14 protein-coding genes and 1 pseudogene are annotated in these 17,646 nt (G+C 62.0%); 5 read left to right on the top strand and 10 right to left on the bottom strand.

Features of this window, described 5'->3' with window-relative positions; translation table 11 throughout:
* The 3 genes and pseudogenes from LPW29_RS00825 to LPW29_RS00820 form a co-directional block, all read left to right on the top strand.
* The coding region (locus tag LPW29_RS00825) for a DUF3015 family protein (protein WP_238626421.1) at positions 1–336 on the top strand (336 nt) is incomplete at its 5' end.
* A gap of 72 nt (positions 337–408) precedes the next feature.
* Positions 409–696, top strand: a pseudogene (locus LPW29_RS15705) (DUF7843 domain-containing protein); the annotation flags it as partial.
* Positions 697–711: 15 nt separating this feature from the next.
* Positions 712–2,265 carry an Lnb N-terminal periplasmic domain-containing protein gene (locus LPW29_RS00820; protein WP_238626420.1) on the top strand — a complete coding sequence of 518 codons (1,554 nt, stop codon included), beginning with the start codon at positions 712–714 and terminating at the stop codon, positions 2,263–2,265.
* A gap of 786 nt (positions 2,266–3,051) precedes the next feature.
* Here LPW29_RS00820 and LPW29_RS00815 read toward each other — a convergent pair.
* The 7 genes from LPW29_RS00815 to LPW29_RS00785 form a co-directional block, all read right to left on the bottom strand.
* Positions 3,052–4,008, bottom strand: a complete 957-nt coding sequence (locus LPW29_RS00815; RefSeq protein WP_238626419.1) for an MBL fold metallo-hydrolase — start codon at positions 4,006–4,008, stop codon at positions 3,052–3,054.
* A gap of 68 nt (positions 4,009–4,076) precedes the next feature.
* A complete protein-coding gene (locus LPW29_RS00810; RefSeq protein ID WP_238626418.1) occupies positions 4,077–5,525 on the bottom strand; it encodes a bifunctional 2-methylcitrate dehydratase/aconitate hydratase in 1,449 nt (482 codons plus the stop codon).
* A 179-nt stretch (positions 5,526–5,704) separates the two neighbouring features.
* On the bottom strand, positions 5,705–6,856 hold the full coding sequence (gene prpC, locus LPW29_RS00805; RefSeq protein ID WP_238626417.1) for a bifunctional 2-methylcitrate synthase/citrate synthase: 1,152 nt from the start codon (positions 6,854–6,856) through the stop codon (positions 5,705–5,707).
* Positions 6,857–6,880: 24 nt separating this feature from the next.
* Positions 6,881–7,765: a methylisocitrate lyase gene (prpB, locus tag LPW29_RS00800; RefSeq protein ID WP_238626416.1), complete on the bottom strand. Its 885-nt coding sequence runs from the start codon at positions 7,763–7,765 to the stop codon at positions 6,881–6,883.
* 68 nt (positions 7,766–7,833) lie between these two features.
* Positions 7,834–8,559, bottom strand: a complete 726-nt coding sequence (locus LPW29_RS00795; RefSeq protein WP_090253726.1) for a GntR family transcriptional regulator — start codon at positions 8,557–8,559, stop codon at positions 7,834–7,836.
* A gap of 147 nt (positions 8,560–8,706) precedes the next feature.
* Positions 8,707–10,608 carry a propionyl-CoA synthetase gene (locus LPW29_RS00790; RefSeq protein ID WP_238626415.1) on the bottom strand — a complete coding sequence of 634 codons (1,902 nt, stop codon included), beginning with the start codon at positions 10,606–10,608 and terminating at the stop codon, positions 8,707–8,709.
* Positions 10,609–10,880: 272 nt separating this feature from the next.
* Positions 10,881–12,401 carry an FAD-linked oxidase C-terminal domain-containing protein gene (locus tag LPW29_RS00785; protein ID WP_238626414.1) on the bottom strand — a complete coding sequence of 507 codons (1,521 nt, stop codon included), beginning with the start codon at positions 12,399–12,401 and terminating at the stop codon, positions 10,881–10,883.
* A 129-nt stretch (positions 12,402–12,530) separates the two neighbouring features.
* On the opposite strand from LPW29_RS00785, the gene serS reads away from it, so the two are divergent.
* A complete protein-coding gene (serS, locus tag LPW29_RS00780; protein ID WP_238626413.1) occupies positions 12,531–13,823 on the top strand; it encodes a serine--tRNA ligase in 1,293 nt (430 codons plus the stop codon).
* A 339-nt stretch (positions 13,824–14,162) separates the two neighbouring features.
* Positions 14,163–15,206 carry a thioredoxin family protein gene (locus LPW29_RS00775; RefSeq protein WP_238626412.1) on the top strand — a complete coding sequence of 348 codons (1,044 nt, stop codon included), beginning with the start codon at positions 14,163–14,165 and terminating at the stop codon, positions 15,204–15,206.
* Here LPW29_RS00775 and LPW29_RS00770 read toward each other — a convergent pair whose 3' ends face one another.
* The 3 genes from LPW29_RS00770 to LPW29_RS00760 all read right to left on the bottom strand — a co-directional run bounded on the left by LPW29_RS00770 (position 15,207) and on the right by LPW29_RS00760 (position 17,592).
* Complete coding sequence (locus LPW29_RS00770; RefSeq protein ID WP_090253714.1) at positions 15,207–15,572, bottom strand: hypothetical protein; 366 nt, start codon at positions 15,570–15,572, stop codon at positions 15,207–15,209.
* Between the two features lie 148 nt (positions 15,573–15,720).
* Positions 15,721–16,305, bottom strand: coding sequence for a Spy/CpxP family protein refolding chaperone (locus tag LPW29_RS00765; protein WP_238626411.1), 585 nt, complete (start codon positions 16,303–16,305; stop codon positions 15,721–15,723).
* 93 nt (positions 16,306–16,398) lie between these two features.
* Positions 16,399–17,592, bottom strand: a complete 1,194-nt coding sequence (locus LPW29_RS00760) for a toxic anion resistance protein (RefSeq protein WP_238626410.1) — start codon at positions 17,590–17,592, stop codon at positions 16,399–16,401.
* Between the last annotated feature and the right edge of the window lie 54 nt (positions 17,593–17,646).

The raw sequence follows: 17,646 nt of genomic DNA, 5'->3' as shown, positions 1-17,646 counted from the left end.
CCTAACGTTATCTGGGACTCGGGCACCACTGCTGTGACTTCGGCAACCCTCTCCCCTCAGACATGTAGTAGCAAGGAGATTGAGGTCGCCAGGTTTGTAGATGAGACCTATGAGCAATTGGCCATGGAAACCGCCATGGGGGAGGGTGAACACCTCACGGCCGCGTTAGGGCTGATGAGCTGCGATGCCGTGGCCAGTCAAGGCGTGGTCACCCAATTGCGATCCGACCTGCAGCAAGCCAGCGCCAGTGTTGGTTACGCTGGTCAAGCTCACGCGGATCAAGCTTATCAGTACTACGACAGCTTGATCCAGGCTGCCGCCGACTGCGCCGGCTAAGATGGTTTCAGACTGGGGAGGAATGCTCCCCGGTCCCTCAGGTTTCCTCCCTTTGTAAGGACAAAACCATCCATGCGACGCCTCCTGGTGACGCTGTCGGTATTGCTGTGCCTCTTTTCGGGCGGTGCCTTGGCATCTAATGTTGAGCTGGCCGAGCATCCACGGTGGCTATCCCTTTTGCACTTTGACCGTGACGGTTTGTTTAGCGAACCGCGCAGCGCGGTACTAGACGATGATTTTTTCCTGGCCGCGAACGGTAGGCATGACCCCGAGGCTGAAATGACTGCGACTCTGACCGGGCTGCGAGCGCCGCCCGTGGAAGGGAAGCCTCATGCACGTTGTCGTTTCCCAGCTCGCGCTTTGTGGCTGACCCGCATGACAGGGGAGAGATGGCCTCAGGCGGAGTGTCCAGAGTGGGAGGAATGGCAGCAGGAGTATGCCGGTGCGCAGGTGGGGGTGATGTTTGCTTCTGGCTACCTGGGCAACCCCGCTTCATTCTTCGGGCATCTGATGCTGCACTTGGAGCAGGGTAATCCAGATCTAGGTGCGACGCTGACACGGCTGTTGGATACCAGCCTTAATTTTGGCGCAGATGTGCCGGAAGATGAAGGACTGGTGACCTATATGGCCAAGGGCCTGCTGGGTGGCTATGAGGCCAGATACTCGCGCGCGCCTTTCTACCGTAATACTGCGCTCTACTCCGAACGTGAGATGCGTGACCTCTGGCACTACCGACTGGCCTTGCCCACCGCCGAACTCGAGCTATTGGTGGCGCATCTCTTTGAAGTCATAGGTCAGGATTTCGAATATCTTTTCCTTACAGAGAACTGTGCCTCACGCATTGCTCGTACTCTTGAGCTTGTGGTGGACGATGATCTCACGCCGGGTTATGCGCCCTGGGTGGCACCCGAAACCCTGGTGCGGGCGATTGCCGAGGCCGAGATAGCGGGACGCCCGCTGCTGGGAAGCATTCAATACGTGCCATCGCGACGGCTGCAGACCGAATGGCGCTACCAGGCACTCACTGTTGACGAACAGGCCACCGCCCGGGCGGTATGGCCCCAGGTGGATACCCTCGATCTGCGGTCCAAGTCTTATCTACAGCTGCCACCTGCCCGCCAGGCGGCCATACTGGATACCCTGCTAGGTCATGCGGCTTTTCTGAAGCAGACCGGCGATGATCCGGGTATGGCCGAGCTCAATCGGCAATTGCTCCAGGCCAGACTGCAGTTACCAGTTGGGAGTGATCCCCTGGAACATGATGATCCAGTGCCGCTGCACGAGGCCACGCCACCGGCGCTGGTACGCGTGGAGGGGATCTACAACGATGAAATGGGCGGCTTCGCCCGTCTGACGCTGCGTCCCCTCCAGTATGACCTTCTGGACAGCAACGCCACACGCATGCCCTATGCGGCCCTGGAGATCGGCCGCACCGAGTTCGATATCGGCCATGATGGTAGGCACTTGCGCAGGCTGGAGTTCTTTAACATCACTAACCTGCATGCGCGCAGCATCCGGTTGCCAGCTCTGCCCAGCGTGGTATGGCACGCTTCTAGCGGACTCGAGCGCACTCGTCTCGACTGCAACGGCTGCTTGGACGCACACGTGATGCTGTCGGCCGGCAAGTCCTACCGACTTGGCCGCCATCTGCCCTTTGCCATGGCAGGTGGAAAGCTGCGCAGCGAGCGTCATCAGTCCGGTTTTCTCGTGCCAATGGCCCATTTGGGTTTACTCAGCGACTGGACGACCAGCCAGCGCAGTCTGATCCAGGTCTTTCATGCCGAAGGCTTCAAGGGGGAGGGGGGGCGACGCACGCACTGGCTGTTCAACCATCGTATGGCGCTGGGTGAGGCCCTGGATCTGCGCGCGGGAGTGGAAGGGGATGGCGATGCCTGCGAGGTGAGCATAGGGTTTTCCCGTTATTTCTAATTTCGTGAGTATTCCCCTTTGTTGGGCCAGGTTCCGGACAATCCAAGATTCAAGGCTCACCATCATGACCTTATCGTCGAGTTGGCGGATGCCTTGATGGCCTTTTCTTGTCGGACGGTGGCGGATGGTTGGTGATATGCCTCATTTTCTCTTGTAGTTGAGGCTGACTACATGAGCATGGTTTGGACCCGCGCAACGGTCCCCTGCGACATCGCCCTACTTGGGCTCAATGCCGCGATCCGCTGCATCGATTATGTTAGCGAACAGGACGAATGGCCTCGGCTGCAATCCCTGTGCGATCGATTACGCTTAATCGCTCAGCAGTGGGGCCAGGAATTTGTGATCGCTATGCATGAGGGTCAAGAAGTTCACCCTGGCGGAATCATTGAGGCGATCGAAGCAATCCTTCGAGAGCGCCGACCGCTCCCCTGATGTGCAGTGTCTATGATTCTCCACAGGCGATGAACAGGCATCGCTTAGAATATTGAGAATTGTTTCAGTGTCGGCTTAACGTCCCACTGGGGTCGTCATCCACTATCAATGAATGCCTGCTCCGGGCCGACAACAGACACTGCACGACCAACGGCCACTCCACGATCTTTCTGGCCGATGCTGCTGTGTTGGCAGGATTCACTTGGCAAGGCGCGCCCATGCCGCGTCCCCGGACACGCTCGCCACCGTGGGTCTGGTGCATCGCATCGCGCAGATCCGACGTGACCTGAAGCAGGTATTGGAGGTCCTTGACCGGCAGGGAGTGCAATGGAGAGGAAATATCCGACGAAAAATTTATCCCTTGGCTTGATCGACCCAGAACTCCAGACCCTGCACGTTCAATTCCACATCCATCCCCAGCAGTTCCCTGATGCGGGGTTCCGGCAGGTCGCAGCCGTGGGCGCGCAGGCGCTTCACCAGCAGGGTCATCATCCCTTCGACCAGGGCCTCGTGCCGTCCTTCGCCGGCATCGCCATGTTCGCGGGCCATGTCCACGTAGGCATCGATCAGCTCGTGCTGCTCTGCCTGCAGTCGCGCCAGGTCGCCCACTCGCCCGTAATGGGTGAGGTACATGTACTCCAGCCCCTGATCCACCAGGCGATCCACCGAGGCGTGCAGGGCGTCGGGATCAAACTGCACCGGTGTGGTGGTGGGCAGGGCGAAGGCGCCTCGGTTGGTGTCGAACTCACGATAGGACAGCCCGAAGGTGTCCCCGCTGAAGACCCCATGACCCATCTCGTCCACCACACTGAAGTGGTGCTTTGCGTGCCCGGGTGTGTCCAGGAAGGTGAGGGTGCGGCCATTGAGTGAGACCGTATCGCCGTCCGCCGCCTGGATGACCCGCTCCTCCGGGATGGGCAGGATCTCGCCGAACATCCGTGCCATGGCCTCTTCACCATAGACTGCCGCGGCCCCGGCGATGAGCTTGGAGGGGTCGATCATGTGCCGGGCACCCCGCGGGTGGATCACCAGCCTGGCCTGGGGCAGGTGCCTCATGAGTGCCCCGGCGCCGCCGGCGTGATCCAGGTGGACATGGGTGGGGATGACATAGTCCACCTGGTCCTGATCGATGCCCTGATGCTCAAGAACCTCCAGTAGCCCGGGAACGGACAGGGCGGTGCCGGTCTCCACAAAGGCGGCCCGATCACCTTCCTGGATGAGATAGCAGGCGGCCAGACCGGGGCGCTGGATCTGTGCGTCGATCAGGGTGATGCCGTGGCCCAGATCCTGGTATGTGGCTTCTGCGGGCATGAAAAAACCTCCTGGTGTTGTCGTGTGTGAGTGCCTGCGGGCGTGCGCCGACAGAGACAGGCGCGGATTCAGATCATGAAACGGTCCATGAACTCGTGCACCGGCGTGTCGACCAGACGGTTCGCATCTTTGCACAAGGCCAGGATCTCCAGGGCTCGACCCTTGGGGAAACGGCTGCGCAGTGCGCCCTCGAACTTGCGTTCAAGCTCGGGCAGGCCTTCGTCGCGACGCCGCCGGTGACCGATGGGGTATTCAACTTCCACCTTGTCAGTGTGCGTGCCGTCCTTGAAGAAGACCTGCACCGCGTTGGCAATGGAGCGCTTGTCCGGATCATGGTATTCCCTGGAATAGCGTGCGTCTTCCACCACCTGCATCTTTTCCCGCAGGGCATCGATGCGCGCATCGGCGGCGATGTCGTCTTCATAGTGGCGGGCGGTCAGTTCTCCGAAGATCAGGGGGATGGCCACCATGTACTGCAGGCAGTGGTCCCGGTCGGCAGGATTGTACAGGGGGCCTTGCTTGCTGATGATGCGGATGGCGGAGTCCTGGGTGGTGAGTTCCACCCGATCGATCTCGTCCAGGCGGTCCTTCACCTGGTCGTGAAGGGCCAGGGCGGCCTCAACTGCCGTCTGGGCGTGGAACTCGGCGGGAAAGCTGATCTTGAACAGGATCTGTTCCATCACGTAGCTGCCATAGGGCCGCTGAAAACGGAAGGGCTGACCCTTGAAGAGGACATCGTAAAAGCCCCAGCGAGGCGCACTGAGCACGCTGGGCAGGCCCATCTCCCCCTTCATCACCATCATGGCCAGGCGCACGGCGCGCCCACAGGCATCGCCCGCGGCCCAGGACTTGCGCGAGCCGGCGTTGGGGGCATGGCGATAGGTGCGCAGGGCCTGACCATCCACGAAGGCTTGGGAGACGGCATCGACCACCTGATCGTGTCGGGCACCGAGCAGATGGGCACTGACGGCAGCGGAGGCGACCTTGACCAGTACCACATGATCCAGTCCCACCTGGTTGAAGCTGTTCTCCAGGGCCAGCACCCCCTGGATCTCATGGGCCTTGACCATGGCCTGGATGACTCGATCCATGGTGAGGGGAGGGTGCCCGTTGGCCACGGCCTGTCGGCTCAGGTGATCGGCCACGGCAAGGATGGCACCCAGGTTGTCCGAGGGGTGCCCCCACTCCGCGGCCAGCCATGTGTCGTTGAAATCCAGCCAACGCACCATGGCGCCGATGTTGAAGGCCCCCTGGATGGGGTCCAGTTGGAACGAGGTGCCCGGGATGCGGATGCCGTTGGGCACGAGGGTGCCCGGGACAACCGGGCCCAGGTGCTTGGTGCATTCGGGATACTGCAGGGCCAGCAGGGCGCAGGCCAGGGAGTCCATCAGACAGTGGCGTGCGGTATCCAGGGCCTCGGTGGATGTGATGGGGTCGCCGCAGACATAATCGGCGATGGCAGTCAGTTCGGGATCAGGATCGGGGCGAACATTGGTATCGGCGGTGGTTGCGGTCATGGGTCATTCCCCCTGGTTTGGGTGGTATGTGTCCGCCGGTGCCCTCACCCCAACCCCTCTCCCCAGAACAGAGGGGAGAGGGGCCAAAGTCTTTCCCTTCTCCTCTCTGTTCTGGGGAGAGGGGTTAAAGTCTCTCCCTTCTCCCCAGAGGGGAGAAGGGGCGGGGATGAGGGGAGAGATCAGCCCCGCTGGTTCATCGGTACCCAGGCCTGATTTTCCGGACCGATGTAGTTGGCACTGGGACGGATGATCTTGCCGTCCTGGCGCTGTTCGATCACGTGGGCCGCCCAGCCGGCGGTGCGGGCGATCACGAAGATCGGGGTGAACAGCGGTGTGGGAATCCCCATCATGTTGTAGGAGACCGCAGAGAACCAGTCCAGGTTCGGGAACATCTTCTTGGCATCCCACATGACCGTCTCCAGACGCTCGGCCACTTCGTACATGCGCATGTCACCCTGCTGCTCGGACAGGCGGCGGGCCACTTCCTTGATGACCTTGTTGCGCGGATCAGAAATGGTGTAAACGGGATGACCAAAGCCAATCACGATTTCCTTGCGGGCCATGCGCTCAAGGATGTCTGCCTCGGCCTCATCGGCATTGTGATAGCGCTGCTGGATGTCGCAGGCCGCCTCGTTGGCACCCCCATGCTTGGGGCCGCGCAGGGCGCCAATGGCACCGGTCAGGGCCGAGTAGATGTCGGAATTGGTGCCCGCCACCACGCGGGAGGTGAAGGTGGAGGCGTTGAACTCGTGTTCCGCATAAAGGTTCAGGGAGGTGTGCATCGCCCGCACCCACTCCTCGGAAGGTTTGCGACCGTGCATCAGGTGCAGGAAGTGCCCGCCCATGCTGTCGTCGTCGGTTTCCACATCGATGCGGCGACCGTGGTGTGCAAAGTGGTACCAGTACAACAGGGCTGAACTCAGGCAGGCCAGCAGGCGGTCGGCAATCAGACGGGCGCCGGCCACGTTCATGTCTTCCTTTTCCATCTCCAGGGTGCCCAGCATGGAGACGGCAGTGCGCATCACGTCCATGGGATGGGCAGAAGGTGGGATCTGCTCCAGGGTGGTGCGCAGGGCAGCGGGCAGACCGCGCATGGAGCGCAGCAGCGCTTTGTAGCGCTCCAGTTCGGCGCGGTTGGGCAGAGTGCCATGGACGAGCAGGTAGGCAATCTCCTCGAACTCCGCCTCATCGGCAAAGTCCAGGATGTCGTAGCCACGGTAGTGCAGGTCGTTACCCGTGCGGCCCACGGTGCAGATGGCGGTGTTGCCAGCAACGGTGCCCGAGAGGGCAACGGACTTTTTCGGCTTGGGCTTGTTCTCGGTTTCACTCATTTCGCGGTTCTCCGTCTCGTCTTCTTAGCCGCCTTTGCGGTATAGCTGGTCCAGTTTCTCTTCGTAGGCGTGATAGCCCAGATGTTCGTAAAGCTCCGCTCGGGTCTGCATGGTATGCAGGGCGGCCTCCTGCGTGCCATCCTGGCGAATGGTCTCATAGACGTTGAGCGCCGCCTTGTTCATGGCACGGAAGGCCGACAGTGGGTAAAGCACCAGGCCCACGCCCACACCCTTGAGTTGTTCAGTGGTGAACAGGGGGGTGCTGCCGAATTCGGTGATATTGGCCAGCACGGGCACGTCAACCGCATCCACGAATTGTTGATACTCCTCCAGGGTCGTCATGGCCTCGGGGAAGATCATGTCGGCGCCAGCTTCCACGCAGGCTCTGGCCCGGTCAATGGCCGACTCAATGCCTTCCACGGCCAGGGCGTCGGTTCGCGCCATGATAACGAAATCCTGGGCGCGCGCGTCGGCGGCGGCCTTGATGCGATCAACCATCTCCTCCTGCGTGACGATGGCCTTGCCGGGGCGGTGGCCGCAGCGCTTGGATTGCACCTGGTCTTCGATGTGGCAGCCGGCGGCACCCGCGCGGATCAATTCCTTCACGGTGCGGGCAATGTTGAAAGCGCTGGAGCCGAACCCGGTGTCGGCGTCCACCAGCAGCGGCACGTCGGTGACATAGGTGATGCGGCGCACATCTTCCAGAACGTCGTGCAGAGTGCTGATGCCAAGATCTGGCAGGGCCAGGGAGCCGGCGGCCACGCCGCCTCCAGAGAGATACAGGGCCTTGTAGCCCACGTGTTCGGCCATCATGGCGTGATAGGCATTGATGGCGCCCACCACCTGCAAGGGTTGTTCTTCCTGGACGGCGGCACGCAGGCGCGCCCCGGGCGTGGATGGATCGCTCATGTGAACTCCTGAAAAACCAAAGGAATGAAAAACGGAAGGTAGGCGTGAAGACCTGCTTTGGCAGGGGGCTATCCAGTGGCTCCCAGGTTTTGACCCTGTCGGCGGGTCAACGACGCCTGGGCATCGAACAGCATCTCCACGTTCACCCGTGAACTGCGAATATGGCGGCGCATGATCAGTTCGGCCATCTCCGGATCCCGATCGGCAATCGCCTCGACGATATGACGATGCTCCCGAAAGGCAATCCTTGCCCGGGAACTGGCCATGCCGAACTGGTACCGATACATGCGCATCAGGTGGTATAGCTCATTGCATAGAAACTGGATCAAACGGGCATTACCGCTGGCCTGGATGATCCGATAATGAAAATCCAGATCGCCTTCCTTCTGAAAATAGGCGATGCCGTCCTTCACGTCGGCCCGTTGCTCATGCTGCTTGAGCAGCTGACGCAGGCTGTCGATCTCCGTGGCGGGCATACGCTCCGCCGCGAGCCGGGCGGCCATACCTTCCAGCGCCTCCCTGAGCAAGTAGAGTTCCAGCAGATCCTCCTGGCTGAGGGAGACCACACGCGCGCCCACGTTGGCTCGCCGTTCCACCAGGTGGCAGGCCTCGAGGCGCCCCATGGCATCCCGCAGTGGACCGCGGCTGATACCGTATTCAGTGGCCAGTTCCGGCTCGCTGATCTTGCTCCCAGCGGGGATCTGGCCTTCCACAATGGCCTTGCGCAAGCGGGAGAAGACCCGATCGGCAATGGTCACGCCCTGTTCGCCTGGCTGCTCGGTATACGGTGGCATGGGTGGATCCGGATTGTTAACAATATTAGGTTAACAGCATGGAAAGCAGGGGTAAAGGGAAAGGTTTGCTGACAATTTGCCTTCCCCCCTCACCCCAACCCCTCTCCCCTGAGGGGAGAGGGGCGCGGAGGGCAGTGGGCATACCGGTTACCCCTTTTTTCCCTCCGCATACCCGATGCCCGTCAGGTTCTCCCGGATTTCATCCAGGATGGCCGGATCATCAATGGTGGCCGGGGCCTGGAAGGGCTCATTATCGGCGATCTTGCGCATGATGGCGCGCAGGATCTTGCCCGAGCGGGTCTTGGGCAGGCGCTTGACCACCGCCACCAGCTTGAAAGCCGCCACGGGGCCGATCTGGTCGCGCACCTGAGCCACCAACTCCTTGCGCAGACTTTCTTCATCCTGCTCCACACCGCTCTTCATGACCACCAGGCCCATGGGTAGCGACCCCTTGAGGGTGTCCTGCACGCCGATCACGGCGCACTCCGCCACCGCCGGGTGCGAGGCCAGCACCTCTTCCATGGCGCCGGTGGATAGCCGGTGGCCCGCCACGTTGATCGTATCGTCGATACGGCCCATCACGTACAGGAAACCTTCCTCGTCCAGGTAACCCGAATCGCCGGTCAGATAGTATCCGGGCTGGGCACTGAGATAGGCTTCCTGAAAACGCTGATCATTTTGCCACAGGGTGGGCAGGCAGGCTGGTGGCAGTGGCAGCTTGATCATGATGCGACCCATCTGACCGGCAGGCACGGGCTCGCCATGGTCATCCAGGATCTGCACATTGTAGCCGGGCACGGGCTTGCCGGCAGTGCCGGGTCGGATGGGGAACTGTTCAATACCCAGGTAGTTGGCGGCGATGGGCCAGCCAGTTTCCGTTTGCCACCAGTGGTCGATCACCGGACGCTCCAGGATCTCCTGAGCCCAGCCCAGGGTGTCGGGGTCGCACCGCTCGCCGGCCAGGAACAGGGCCCGGAACTTGCTCATATCATAGCGCTTAAGATGCTCGGCCTTGCTGTCTTCCTTCTTGATGGCCCGGAATGCCGTCGGTGCGGTAAACATGACCGACACCTGGTATTCCTCAATCACCCGCCAGAAGGCCCCGGGGTCCGGGGTGCCCACGGGCTTGCCTTCATAAACCACCGTGGTGCACCCATAGAGCAGTGGGGCATAGACGATATAGGAGTGGCCCACCACCCAGCCTACATCGGAGGCCGCCCAGAAGACCTCGCCGGGTTCCATGCCGTAGATATTCTTCATGCTCCAGTTCAGGGCCACGGCGTGGCCGCCATTGTCCCGCACCACGCCCTTGGGTTTGCCGGTGGTACCGGACGTATAAAGGATGTAGAGGGGGTCGGTGGCCTTGACCGGAACACAGGGGTGGGGTTCCACGTCATCGATGGATTCATTCCACTCCACGTCACGCCCCGCCGTCATCTCACCCGGTCCCTGAGGGCGTTGCAGAACCACGCAGTGGTCCGGCTTGTGTTCGGCCATCTCGAAGGCCTTGTCCAGCAGCGGCTTGTAGGGCACGACCCGGTTGGGTTCAATGCCGCAGGACGCCGCCACCAGCACCTTGGGCTTGGCATCGTTGATGCGCGTGGCCAGTTCGTTGGAAGAAAAACCGCCAAAGACCACTGAATGGATGGCCCCCAGGCGCGCGCAGGCCAGCATGGCCACCAGGGCCTCGGGAATCATGGGCATGTAGATGATGACCCGATCCCCCTTCTCCACACCCAGGCGGGCCAGGCCACCGGCAAACAGGGACACCTGTTGCTGCAGTTGGGCATAGGTGATGGTCTGTTTGTTCTGGGTGACGGGACTGTCGTAGATGATGGCAGCCTGCTTGCCCCGGCCGCTTTCCACGTGGCGATCCACCGCGTTGTAGCAGGTGTTCAGTTCACCGCCCGCAAACCAGTGGTAGAACGGTGCACGGCTGTCATCCAGCACCCTGTCATACGGTTTGTACCAGTCGATCCCCTCGGCGGCTTCACCCCAGAAACCCTCCGGATCATTGACCGAGCGGTTATAAACCTCTGCGTAACCCATGACTCGCTCCTGCTGTGTTAGTCCCCGTCAGGGGTGTGACGGCCACATTCTGGTGGGTGGCCTTTCAATATTGAGCCCGTGACGGGCCTGGTTCGTATATCGTCAAGGCAAGACCTTAGAGGATTTGACGGATGTGTCAACAATCTTGAGGCGTGTGCAGGAATGAGAAGGGATATGCGGGGAGGATCCCCAGCCAAAAAGGGGGGTATGTGTCGACCATCTGTGGCGGCGGCCATGAGGCGGGCGTGTCTCGAAGGCTGGGGGGTATCGGCTCAGAATCGCGGCAGATCCGGGAAGGGCAGTTGCCCCCGATGCACATGCATGGCACCGAATTCGGCACAACGGTGCAGGGTGGGCACGGCCTTGCCGGGGTTGAGCAGACCCTGGGGGTCAAAGGCGGCCTTCACGGCATGGAACTGGGTGAGTTCCGCGGGCTGGAACTGCACGCACATCTGATTGATCTTCTCGATGCCCACCCCGTGCTCGCCGGTGATGGTGCCGCCCACCTCCACGCACAGCTCCAGGATCTGGCCACCCAGTTCTTCGGCTTTGTCCAGCTCTCCTGGCCGGTTGGCGTCAAACAGGATCAGCGGGTGCAGGTTGCCGTCGCCGGCATGGAACACGTTGGCCACCCTGAGCCCGTAGGCCCGTGACAACTCGGCAATCCCGCCCAGTACCTTGCCCAGTTGGCGACGAGGAATGGTGCCATCCATGCAGTAGTAGTCTGGCGAGATGCGTCCCACGGCAGGGAACGCCGCCTTGCGCCCGGCCCAGAAACGCATGCGTTCGGCCTCATCGGTGGCGGTGCGCACCTCGGTGGCCCCGGCCCCCAGCAGCAGCTCGCGCACCTCATGCACCTGCTCCGAGACCTCAGCCTCGGTGCCATCCAGCTCACACAGCAGGATGGCCGCTGCGTCCACCGGGTAGCCGGCATGGACGAAATCCTCGGCGGCACGGATGGCATCGTTGTCCATCATCTCCAGCCCCCCGGGGATGATCCCCTGGCCGATGAGGGCGGCCACGGCTTCGCCAGCCACCTGAGGGTTGTCGAAGGCGGCCATGAGTACCTGGGCACGCTCAGGCTTGGGCAGCAGGCGCACGGTGACCTCGACGATGATGCCCAGCATGCCTTCGGACCCGTGGATCAGGGCCAACAGGTCGTACCCCGGGTTGTCCAGGGCCTCGGAGCCCAGGGTCACCAGGTCGCCATGGATGGTGAGCATCTTCACGGCCACCACATTGTGAACGGTGAGGCCATACTTGAGGCAGTGTACCCCGCCCGAGTTCTCAGCCACGTTGCCGCCGATGGAGCAGGCGATCTGCGAGGAGGGATCGGGGGCGTAGTAGAGCCCGTGGGGGGCGGCGGCCTCGGAGATGGCCAGGTTGCGCACCCCGGGCTGTACCCGGGCGAGTCGCTTGACCGGGTCCAGATGGATGATCTCGTTGAAGCGCGCCAGGCTCATCAGTACGCCATTGGGAAAGGGCAGGGCGCCGCCGGAGAGCCCGGTTCCAGCGCCGCGGGCGGTGATGGGGATGCCACGTTCCCGGCAGATGGCCAGCGCCTCGCGCGCCTGACTCAGGTCATGGGGAATGATCACGGCCAGGGGCAGTCGCCGATAGGCGGAGAGGCCATCGCACTCGTAGGGCCGCAGGTCCTCCTCTTCATGAAGCACGGCGTCTGCCGGAAGAGCCTGCTCAAGCGCCTTGATGAGATCCGCCTTCGCTTGTGGGCTGACGGTAGGGTGAGGATCGGGGTAGAGCGGATCCTTGGGAGTCTTGGGTTGAGCGGACATGAAACCCTCCTCACGAAGACATTGCATGGAGTGTCCTACCCCCGGCCCGCGCGGTCAATCGCCAAGGGACCCTGTGCTACCATCCCCTCAGTTTTCATCCACCTTTTTCCTGATCCTGGATACGGACGCATGCTCGATCCCAAGACCCTCAGAAATGACCTGGATACCATCGCCGCCCGCCTGGCGCGCCGGGGCTTTACGCTGGATACCGATGCCTTCAATCGCATGGAGACCGCCCGCAAGGAATTGCAGGTGCGCACTCAGGAATTGCAGAGTGAGCGCAACACCCGCTCCAAGGCCATCGGTCAGGCCAAGGCGCGGGGCGAGGACATCGAGCCCCTGAAGGCGGAGGTGTCGCGTCTGGGGGATGAACTCAAGGACTGCGAGAATCGCCTGGGTGAATTGCAGCAGGAATTGTCGGATTTCCTGATGGGCATCCCCAACCTGCCCCATGAGAGTGTGCCCCAGGGGGATGATGAGGATCATAACGAGGAGGTGCGTCGCTGGGGCGAGCCGCGTCAGCTGGCTTTCGAACCCAAGGATCACGTGGATCTGGGCGCGCCTCATGGGTGGATGGACTTTGACAGTGCGGTGCGTATCAGCGGCAGTCGCTTCGCGGTGATGCGCGGTGCCATGGCACGTCTGCACCGGGCCCTGATCCAGTTCATGCTGGATGTGCATACCCGGGAGCATGGCTATCAGGAGGTCTATGTGCCTTACCTGGTGAATGCCGATAGCCTGCGGGGCACGGGGCAGCTACCCAAATTCGAGGCGGATCTGTTCCGCATGGCTCAGGATCCGGGCTATTACCTGATCCCCACGGCGGAGGTGCCGGTGACCAATCTGGCGCGGGACAGCATCCTGGCGGCCAACGAGGTGCCGGCCCGTTTTGTGTGTCATACGCCGTGTTTCCGTTCGGAGGCGGGCTCTTATGGCAAGGACACCCGGGGTTTGATCCGCCAGCACCAGTTCGAGAAGGTGGAGATGGTGCAGCTGGTGCCGGCAGGCGATTCCTGGCGGGCTCTGGAGGAGCTGACCGGGCATGCGGAGTCCATCCTGCAACGTTTGGAGCTGCCTTACCGGGTGGTGACGCTGTGTACGGGGGACCTGGGTTTTTCGTCGGCCAAGACCTACGACCTGGAGGTGTGGCTGCCGGGGCAGAATGCCTATCGGGAGATCTCGTCCTGTTCCAATTTCGAGGATTTCCAGGCCCGCCGGATGATGGCCCGCTATCGCAATCCGGAGACGGGCAAGCCGGAGTTGTTGCATACACTGAATGGTTCGGGCCTGGCGGTGGGCCGCACCTTGGTGGCGGTGGTGGAGAATGGTCAGGATGCCGAGGGTCGCATTCATATCCCTGAGGCATTGCAGTCTTATATGGGAGGGGTGAGTGTGCTGGATCCAAAGGTGGGTGCCGGGTGATCCTGGGCGGATCGTCTTTGTTGGCACGCGGCGCCTGCGGCTGGCATCGGGTGTCTCCGATCGGCATCGGGGTGGACCTCTGGAGGGGCGGTGAGCCTGTCCGCGGGTGTGCGCCGCAGGGAAGCGGCGCTCAAGTCTACAGGGACGTATTCACGACGTCCCGCGGACAGACTCACCGCCCCTCCAGAGGTCAGACACCTCTGTTGCTTCGATGGGGGCCTTGTTTGTCATTGTGGGTCGTCCTGCAAGGCTCTCCCCGTGGGTTGTTGTGAATGGTGTCTCCGCGCACGGTTGAAGGCTGCTGGCTTGAATACTGATCGGCATTTAAAGGAGTAGGCGATGAAGCGTTTCTTACCGCGACATCGATTGATCCTGGTCGGATGGTCTGGCGTGCTTCTGGCGGCGCTTCTGGGTCTTGGGGCCGCGGCGGTGGCGAAGGATCAGCCCCCCATCGATGACACGCCACGCCTGATCGGTCTGCAGCATCCCCACTGGTTCGAGCTTTCCCTGCTGGATCTGCGGGAGGATCTGGAGAAGGTGCGGGAGCAGGGCAAGCGGGCCCTGGCGGTGTATATCGGCATGGACGACTGCCCTTACTGCGAGGCCCTGTTCAAGGTGAACTTCGCGGAGCCCGACATCCTCGACTACACGCGTCGGCACTTCAATGTGGTGGGGCTGGATGTGCTGGGCAGTCGGGAGATCACCACGCTTGAGGGTGAGTCCATGACGGAGCGGGAGTTTGCCGTGGGCAAGGGGTTGAATTTCACGCCCGCCTTCATCTTCTATGAGCCGGACGGCACGCCGGTATTTCGCCTGCGAGGCTATCACTCACCCTATCGTTTTCGTGCCGCCCTGGAGTATGTGGCTGATGGTCACTATGAGAATGAGACCTTCCGCGAGTATCTGGCGCGTGCGGACCCGCCACCCCGGTTTGATCCGGATGATCTGAATCATCAGGCGTTCTTCGCCCCCGAGCCCTTTGGGCTGGATCGCTCGCATATCCCCGCCGATCGTCCGCTGGTGGTGTTTTTTGAGCAGGGGGAATGTCATGCCTGCGACATCCTGCATACCGAGCCGCTGCGGGATGATCAGGTGCTGGAACTGCTGGATCTATTCCAGGTGGTGCAGCTGGATATGTGGTCGGAGGAGACGCCGGTTCTCACCCCGGATGGGCGATCGCTGACGGCACGGGAATGGGCGGAGGATCTGGGGCTGTTCTATGCCCCCACGCTGATCTTCTTCGACGAGGCGGGTGAGGAGGTCCTGCGAATCGACTCGGTGGTGCGGCTGCACCGGCTGCGTTCGGTGCTGGAGTATGTGCTCACCAGGGGATACGAGGACTCTCCCACCTACCAGCGCTGGCGTATGGATCAGGGGGGCTGATCAGTCCCAATCGTCCCGGTCCGCGGGTGGATCGATGCGAGGAGGGCCGGCGCGCTTCTGTGAGACCAGTTGAGCCACCAGGTGGGCGATGCCGATGATGAAGGCCACGGGGAAGAACAGGGCCAGCAGTGGCATGCCCCCGAGCATGAACAGAAAGCCTAGCGGGGAGATCTGGATCATCCAGGCGCCCAGGGCAATCAGCATCCAGCGACCGGCGAAGGTCCCGCAGTGGTCCCGGCACCAGGCCGCCCGGGCTTGCCGATCTTCCGGCGTGATACCAGGCATGTCCTTGAGGTGCCAGGGAGCGAGTAGATAGGCCAGGACGGTATGGTGGACCGGGGCATTCTTTGGGTCGGTCTGATTCATGCTTCTGCTCGCTAAGGGGGCCCAGTGGCGGGACAGTGTCGGAGCGATCAGGGTATCACGCAGGCGAGCCTCGACCCGACAGAGCCTCTATGGAAGCGCCGCACGGACCGCGTGCTAGTGGTCCGTGCGGTAGATGGCCGAGAGGGGGTTATCGACCCATGCCGGGCTGGTTCAGTCCGCCGGCGGGTGGTGGCTCAAGGCCCCTTCCCTGACCTGGGGGTTGCTGGCCCATCCCTCGACCCTGTCCCATGCCGGGCCGGCTCATACCCTCATCCTGTCCGCGGGTCCACTCCTGGGCGGTAGGCGAGTTATCAAGGATATCCCGTTGCCCGCGGTCCAGTGATCGGTATAGTGCCCGTGCGGCGTTTCGAGCTTCTCGGGCCTCTTCCAGCCGCACTTCTGCCATGGAAACGCGCGTCTTCATGCGATCCAGGAAATCGGTTTCCTGCATGGCCTCGCGACGCTGGGTCCGATCTTCAGGGGTTTGGCGGGGCCCCATGTGCTGGATGAATTCGTCCCACAGGGCCTGTTGTTCATTGTTCAGACGGAGGGATGCCTCCAGTTGCTCGATACCCCGCTGCCCCTGCGCCATGCCGGGTTGTTGCTGCATCCCGGCCTGAGCCAGGGTCGTCGAGGTGTCGGCCTGCAGCGGAGCGGCCATGCCCACCATCAGCAGTGCCGCGCCCACGCCCACATGCAAGGCCGTCAAGCGATTCTGATTCGTTCGTTTCATCATGCAACCTCCGAGAAAAGGTGTCTGTCCCCTTTTCGATAGCCACCGGGGAACACCTCCACACCATGGCCTTCGCCCCGGCCCGGGTCAACCTCAAATGGCCTGGTCCACCCGGGCTGAATCCCCCTTGTCCATGCGCTCGATGGCCTCGTTGCCCTGCTGGGCCAGGGCGTCCAGGCGGTCGATCTGTGCATCCAGCTTCGGCAGGGCCTCCTTGCGGTAACGAGAGACCTCATCGATGGCGCCCACCACATCTTCGAAGGCATCCTCCAGCTTCTCCATGTCCAGCATGGTGGAGGCCGCCCGGTTCTGGATTTCCACGCCCTGGGTGCGCAGCGCGTGGGCCGTGCCAGCGATCATATCCGAGGTGGTGGTATTGATGGCTTCCACCCGGTCCAGCACCAAACGCTGGTTGGCCAGGGCCATGGCCACCGTGACTGCCACATTCAAGGCGGACACGGTCACGTTGATGGCCCGGTCCACGCCACGCATCAGTTCCCGATTGTTGCGGATCACCACTTCCAGGGACAGGATGCCCTGCTGGCTCACCGCCAACTGCTGCTGCAGGTCGACAACGCGCTGGCGCAACGGGAATAGCAATTCCTCGTCCACGAACCGCTTGCGGCCATCACCCTCCGGAAGCTGCCGGGATTTTTCGCTGAGCCGCCGATCAATCAGCCGCCCCAGGGCGATCTGGCGCTTGAGTTGTTCCAGGCTCTGGCGCAGGGACTTTTGATCATCACTGAGGGTGAGATTGTCCCGATGCAGCATATCCTTGCCTGCTTCCAGGTCCTTGATGATGGCGTCCAGGGCCTCCTGGGCGGTTTCAAACTTGTTGAAATATCGTTGCAACGGCGTGCCCACACCGGGCAGCCGGGACAACATGCGCTTAAGGCCGGTGGCGGAGAGATTGTGGCGACGCGGATCCAGGTCTACCATCCGGTCGCGCAGATCCAGCAGCGACTTGGCTACCGGGCCACCCTCATCCCCCTGATGGGCCAGCTTGCGGATCGGGGCCTGGAGCATCTGGCTCCGATGAGCCGCCTGACGCTGGATATCCAGCCCCATTTCGTCCACCGCCTGACGGTGGCGATGATCCGGCGCCTCCTTGGGCTCGCCTCCAAGCACCTGCTCAAGGAAACGATCCGCCAGGGCATTCAGTTCCGGATCATCTGTTACCGTCGTGGGATCGGTTTCCTGCTTGACCTGGGATTCGATCTCCTCAGCGGCAGGCAGCGAGAGATTGAAGGAGGATGCGTCGGCGGTATCGTTTCGGCTGGCGTTCATCTCGGGCCTCGGGTCGGGACTACAGCATGGGGTTCCATGATACGTATGCAGGGA

The organism is Ectothiorhodospira sp. 9100 (assembly GCF_022227565.1).
Lineage (GTDB): Bacteria > Pseudomonadota > Gammaproteobacteria > Ectothiorhodospirales > Ectothiorhodospiraceae > Ectothiorhodospira > Ectothiorhodospira marina.
This window is presented reverse-complemented; position numbering and strand designations above follow the sequence as displayed.

Coding starts and splice junctions, on each gene's coding strand:
- prpC (WP_238626417.1), bottom strand. CDS start 6,856: ATGAGTGAAACCGAGAACAAGCCCAAGCCGAAAAAGTCCGTTGCCCTC.
- serS (WP_238626413.1), top strand. CDS start 12,531: ATGCTCGATCCCAAGACCCTCAGAAATGACCTGGATACCATCGCCGCC.
- LPW29_RS00785 (WP_238626414.1), bottom strand. CDS start 12,401: ATGTCCGCTCAACCCAAGACTCCCAAGGATCCGCTCTACCCCGATCCT.
- LPW29_RS00790 (WP_238626415.1), bottom strand. CDS start 10,608: ATGGGTTACGCAGAGGTTTATAACCGCTCGGTCAATGATCCGGAGGGT.
- LPW29_RS00765 (WP_238626411.1), bottom strand. CDS start 16,305: ATGAAACGAACGAATCAGAATCGCTTGACGGCCTTGCATGTGGGCGTG.
- LPW29_RS00760 (WP_238626410.1), bottom strand. CDS start 17,592: ATGAACGCCAGCCGAAACGATACCGCCGACGCATCCTCCTTCAATCTC.
- LPW29_RS00795 (WP_090253726.1), bottom strand. CDS start 8,559: ATGCCACCGTATACCGAGCAGCCAGGCGAACAGGGCGTGACCATTGCC.
- LPW29_RS00775 (WP_238626412.1), top strand. CDS start 14,163: ATGAAGCGTTTCTTACCGCGACATCGATTGATCCTGGTCGGATGGTCT.
- prpB (WP_238626416.1), bottom strand. CDS start 7,765: ATGAGCGATCCATCCACGCCCGGGGCGCGCCTGCGTGCCGCCGTCCAG.
- LPW29_RS00820 (WP_238626420.1), top strand. CDS start 712: ATGACAGGGGAGAGATGGCCTCAGGCGGAGTGTCCAGAGTGGGAGGAA.
- LPW29_RS00815 (WP_238626419.1), bottom strand. CDS start 4,008: ATGCCCGCAGAAGCCACATACCAGGATCTGGGCCACGGCATCACCCTG.
- LPW29_RS00810 (WP_238626418.1), bottom strand. CDS start 5,525: ATGACCGCAACCACCGCCGATACCAATGTTCGCCCCGATCCTGATCCC.
- LPW29_RS00770 (WP_090253714.1), bottom strand. CDS start 15,572: ATGAATCAGACCGACCCAAAGAATGCCCCGGTCCACCATACCGTCCTG.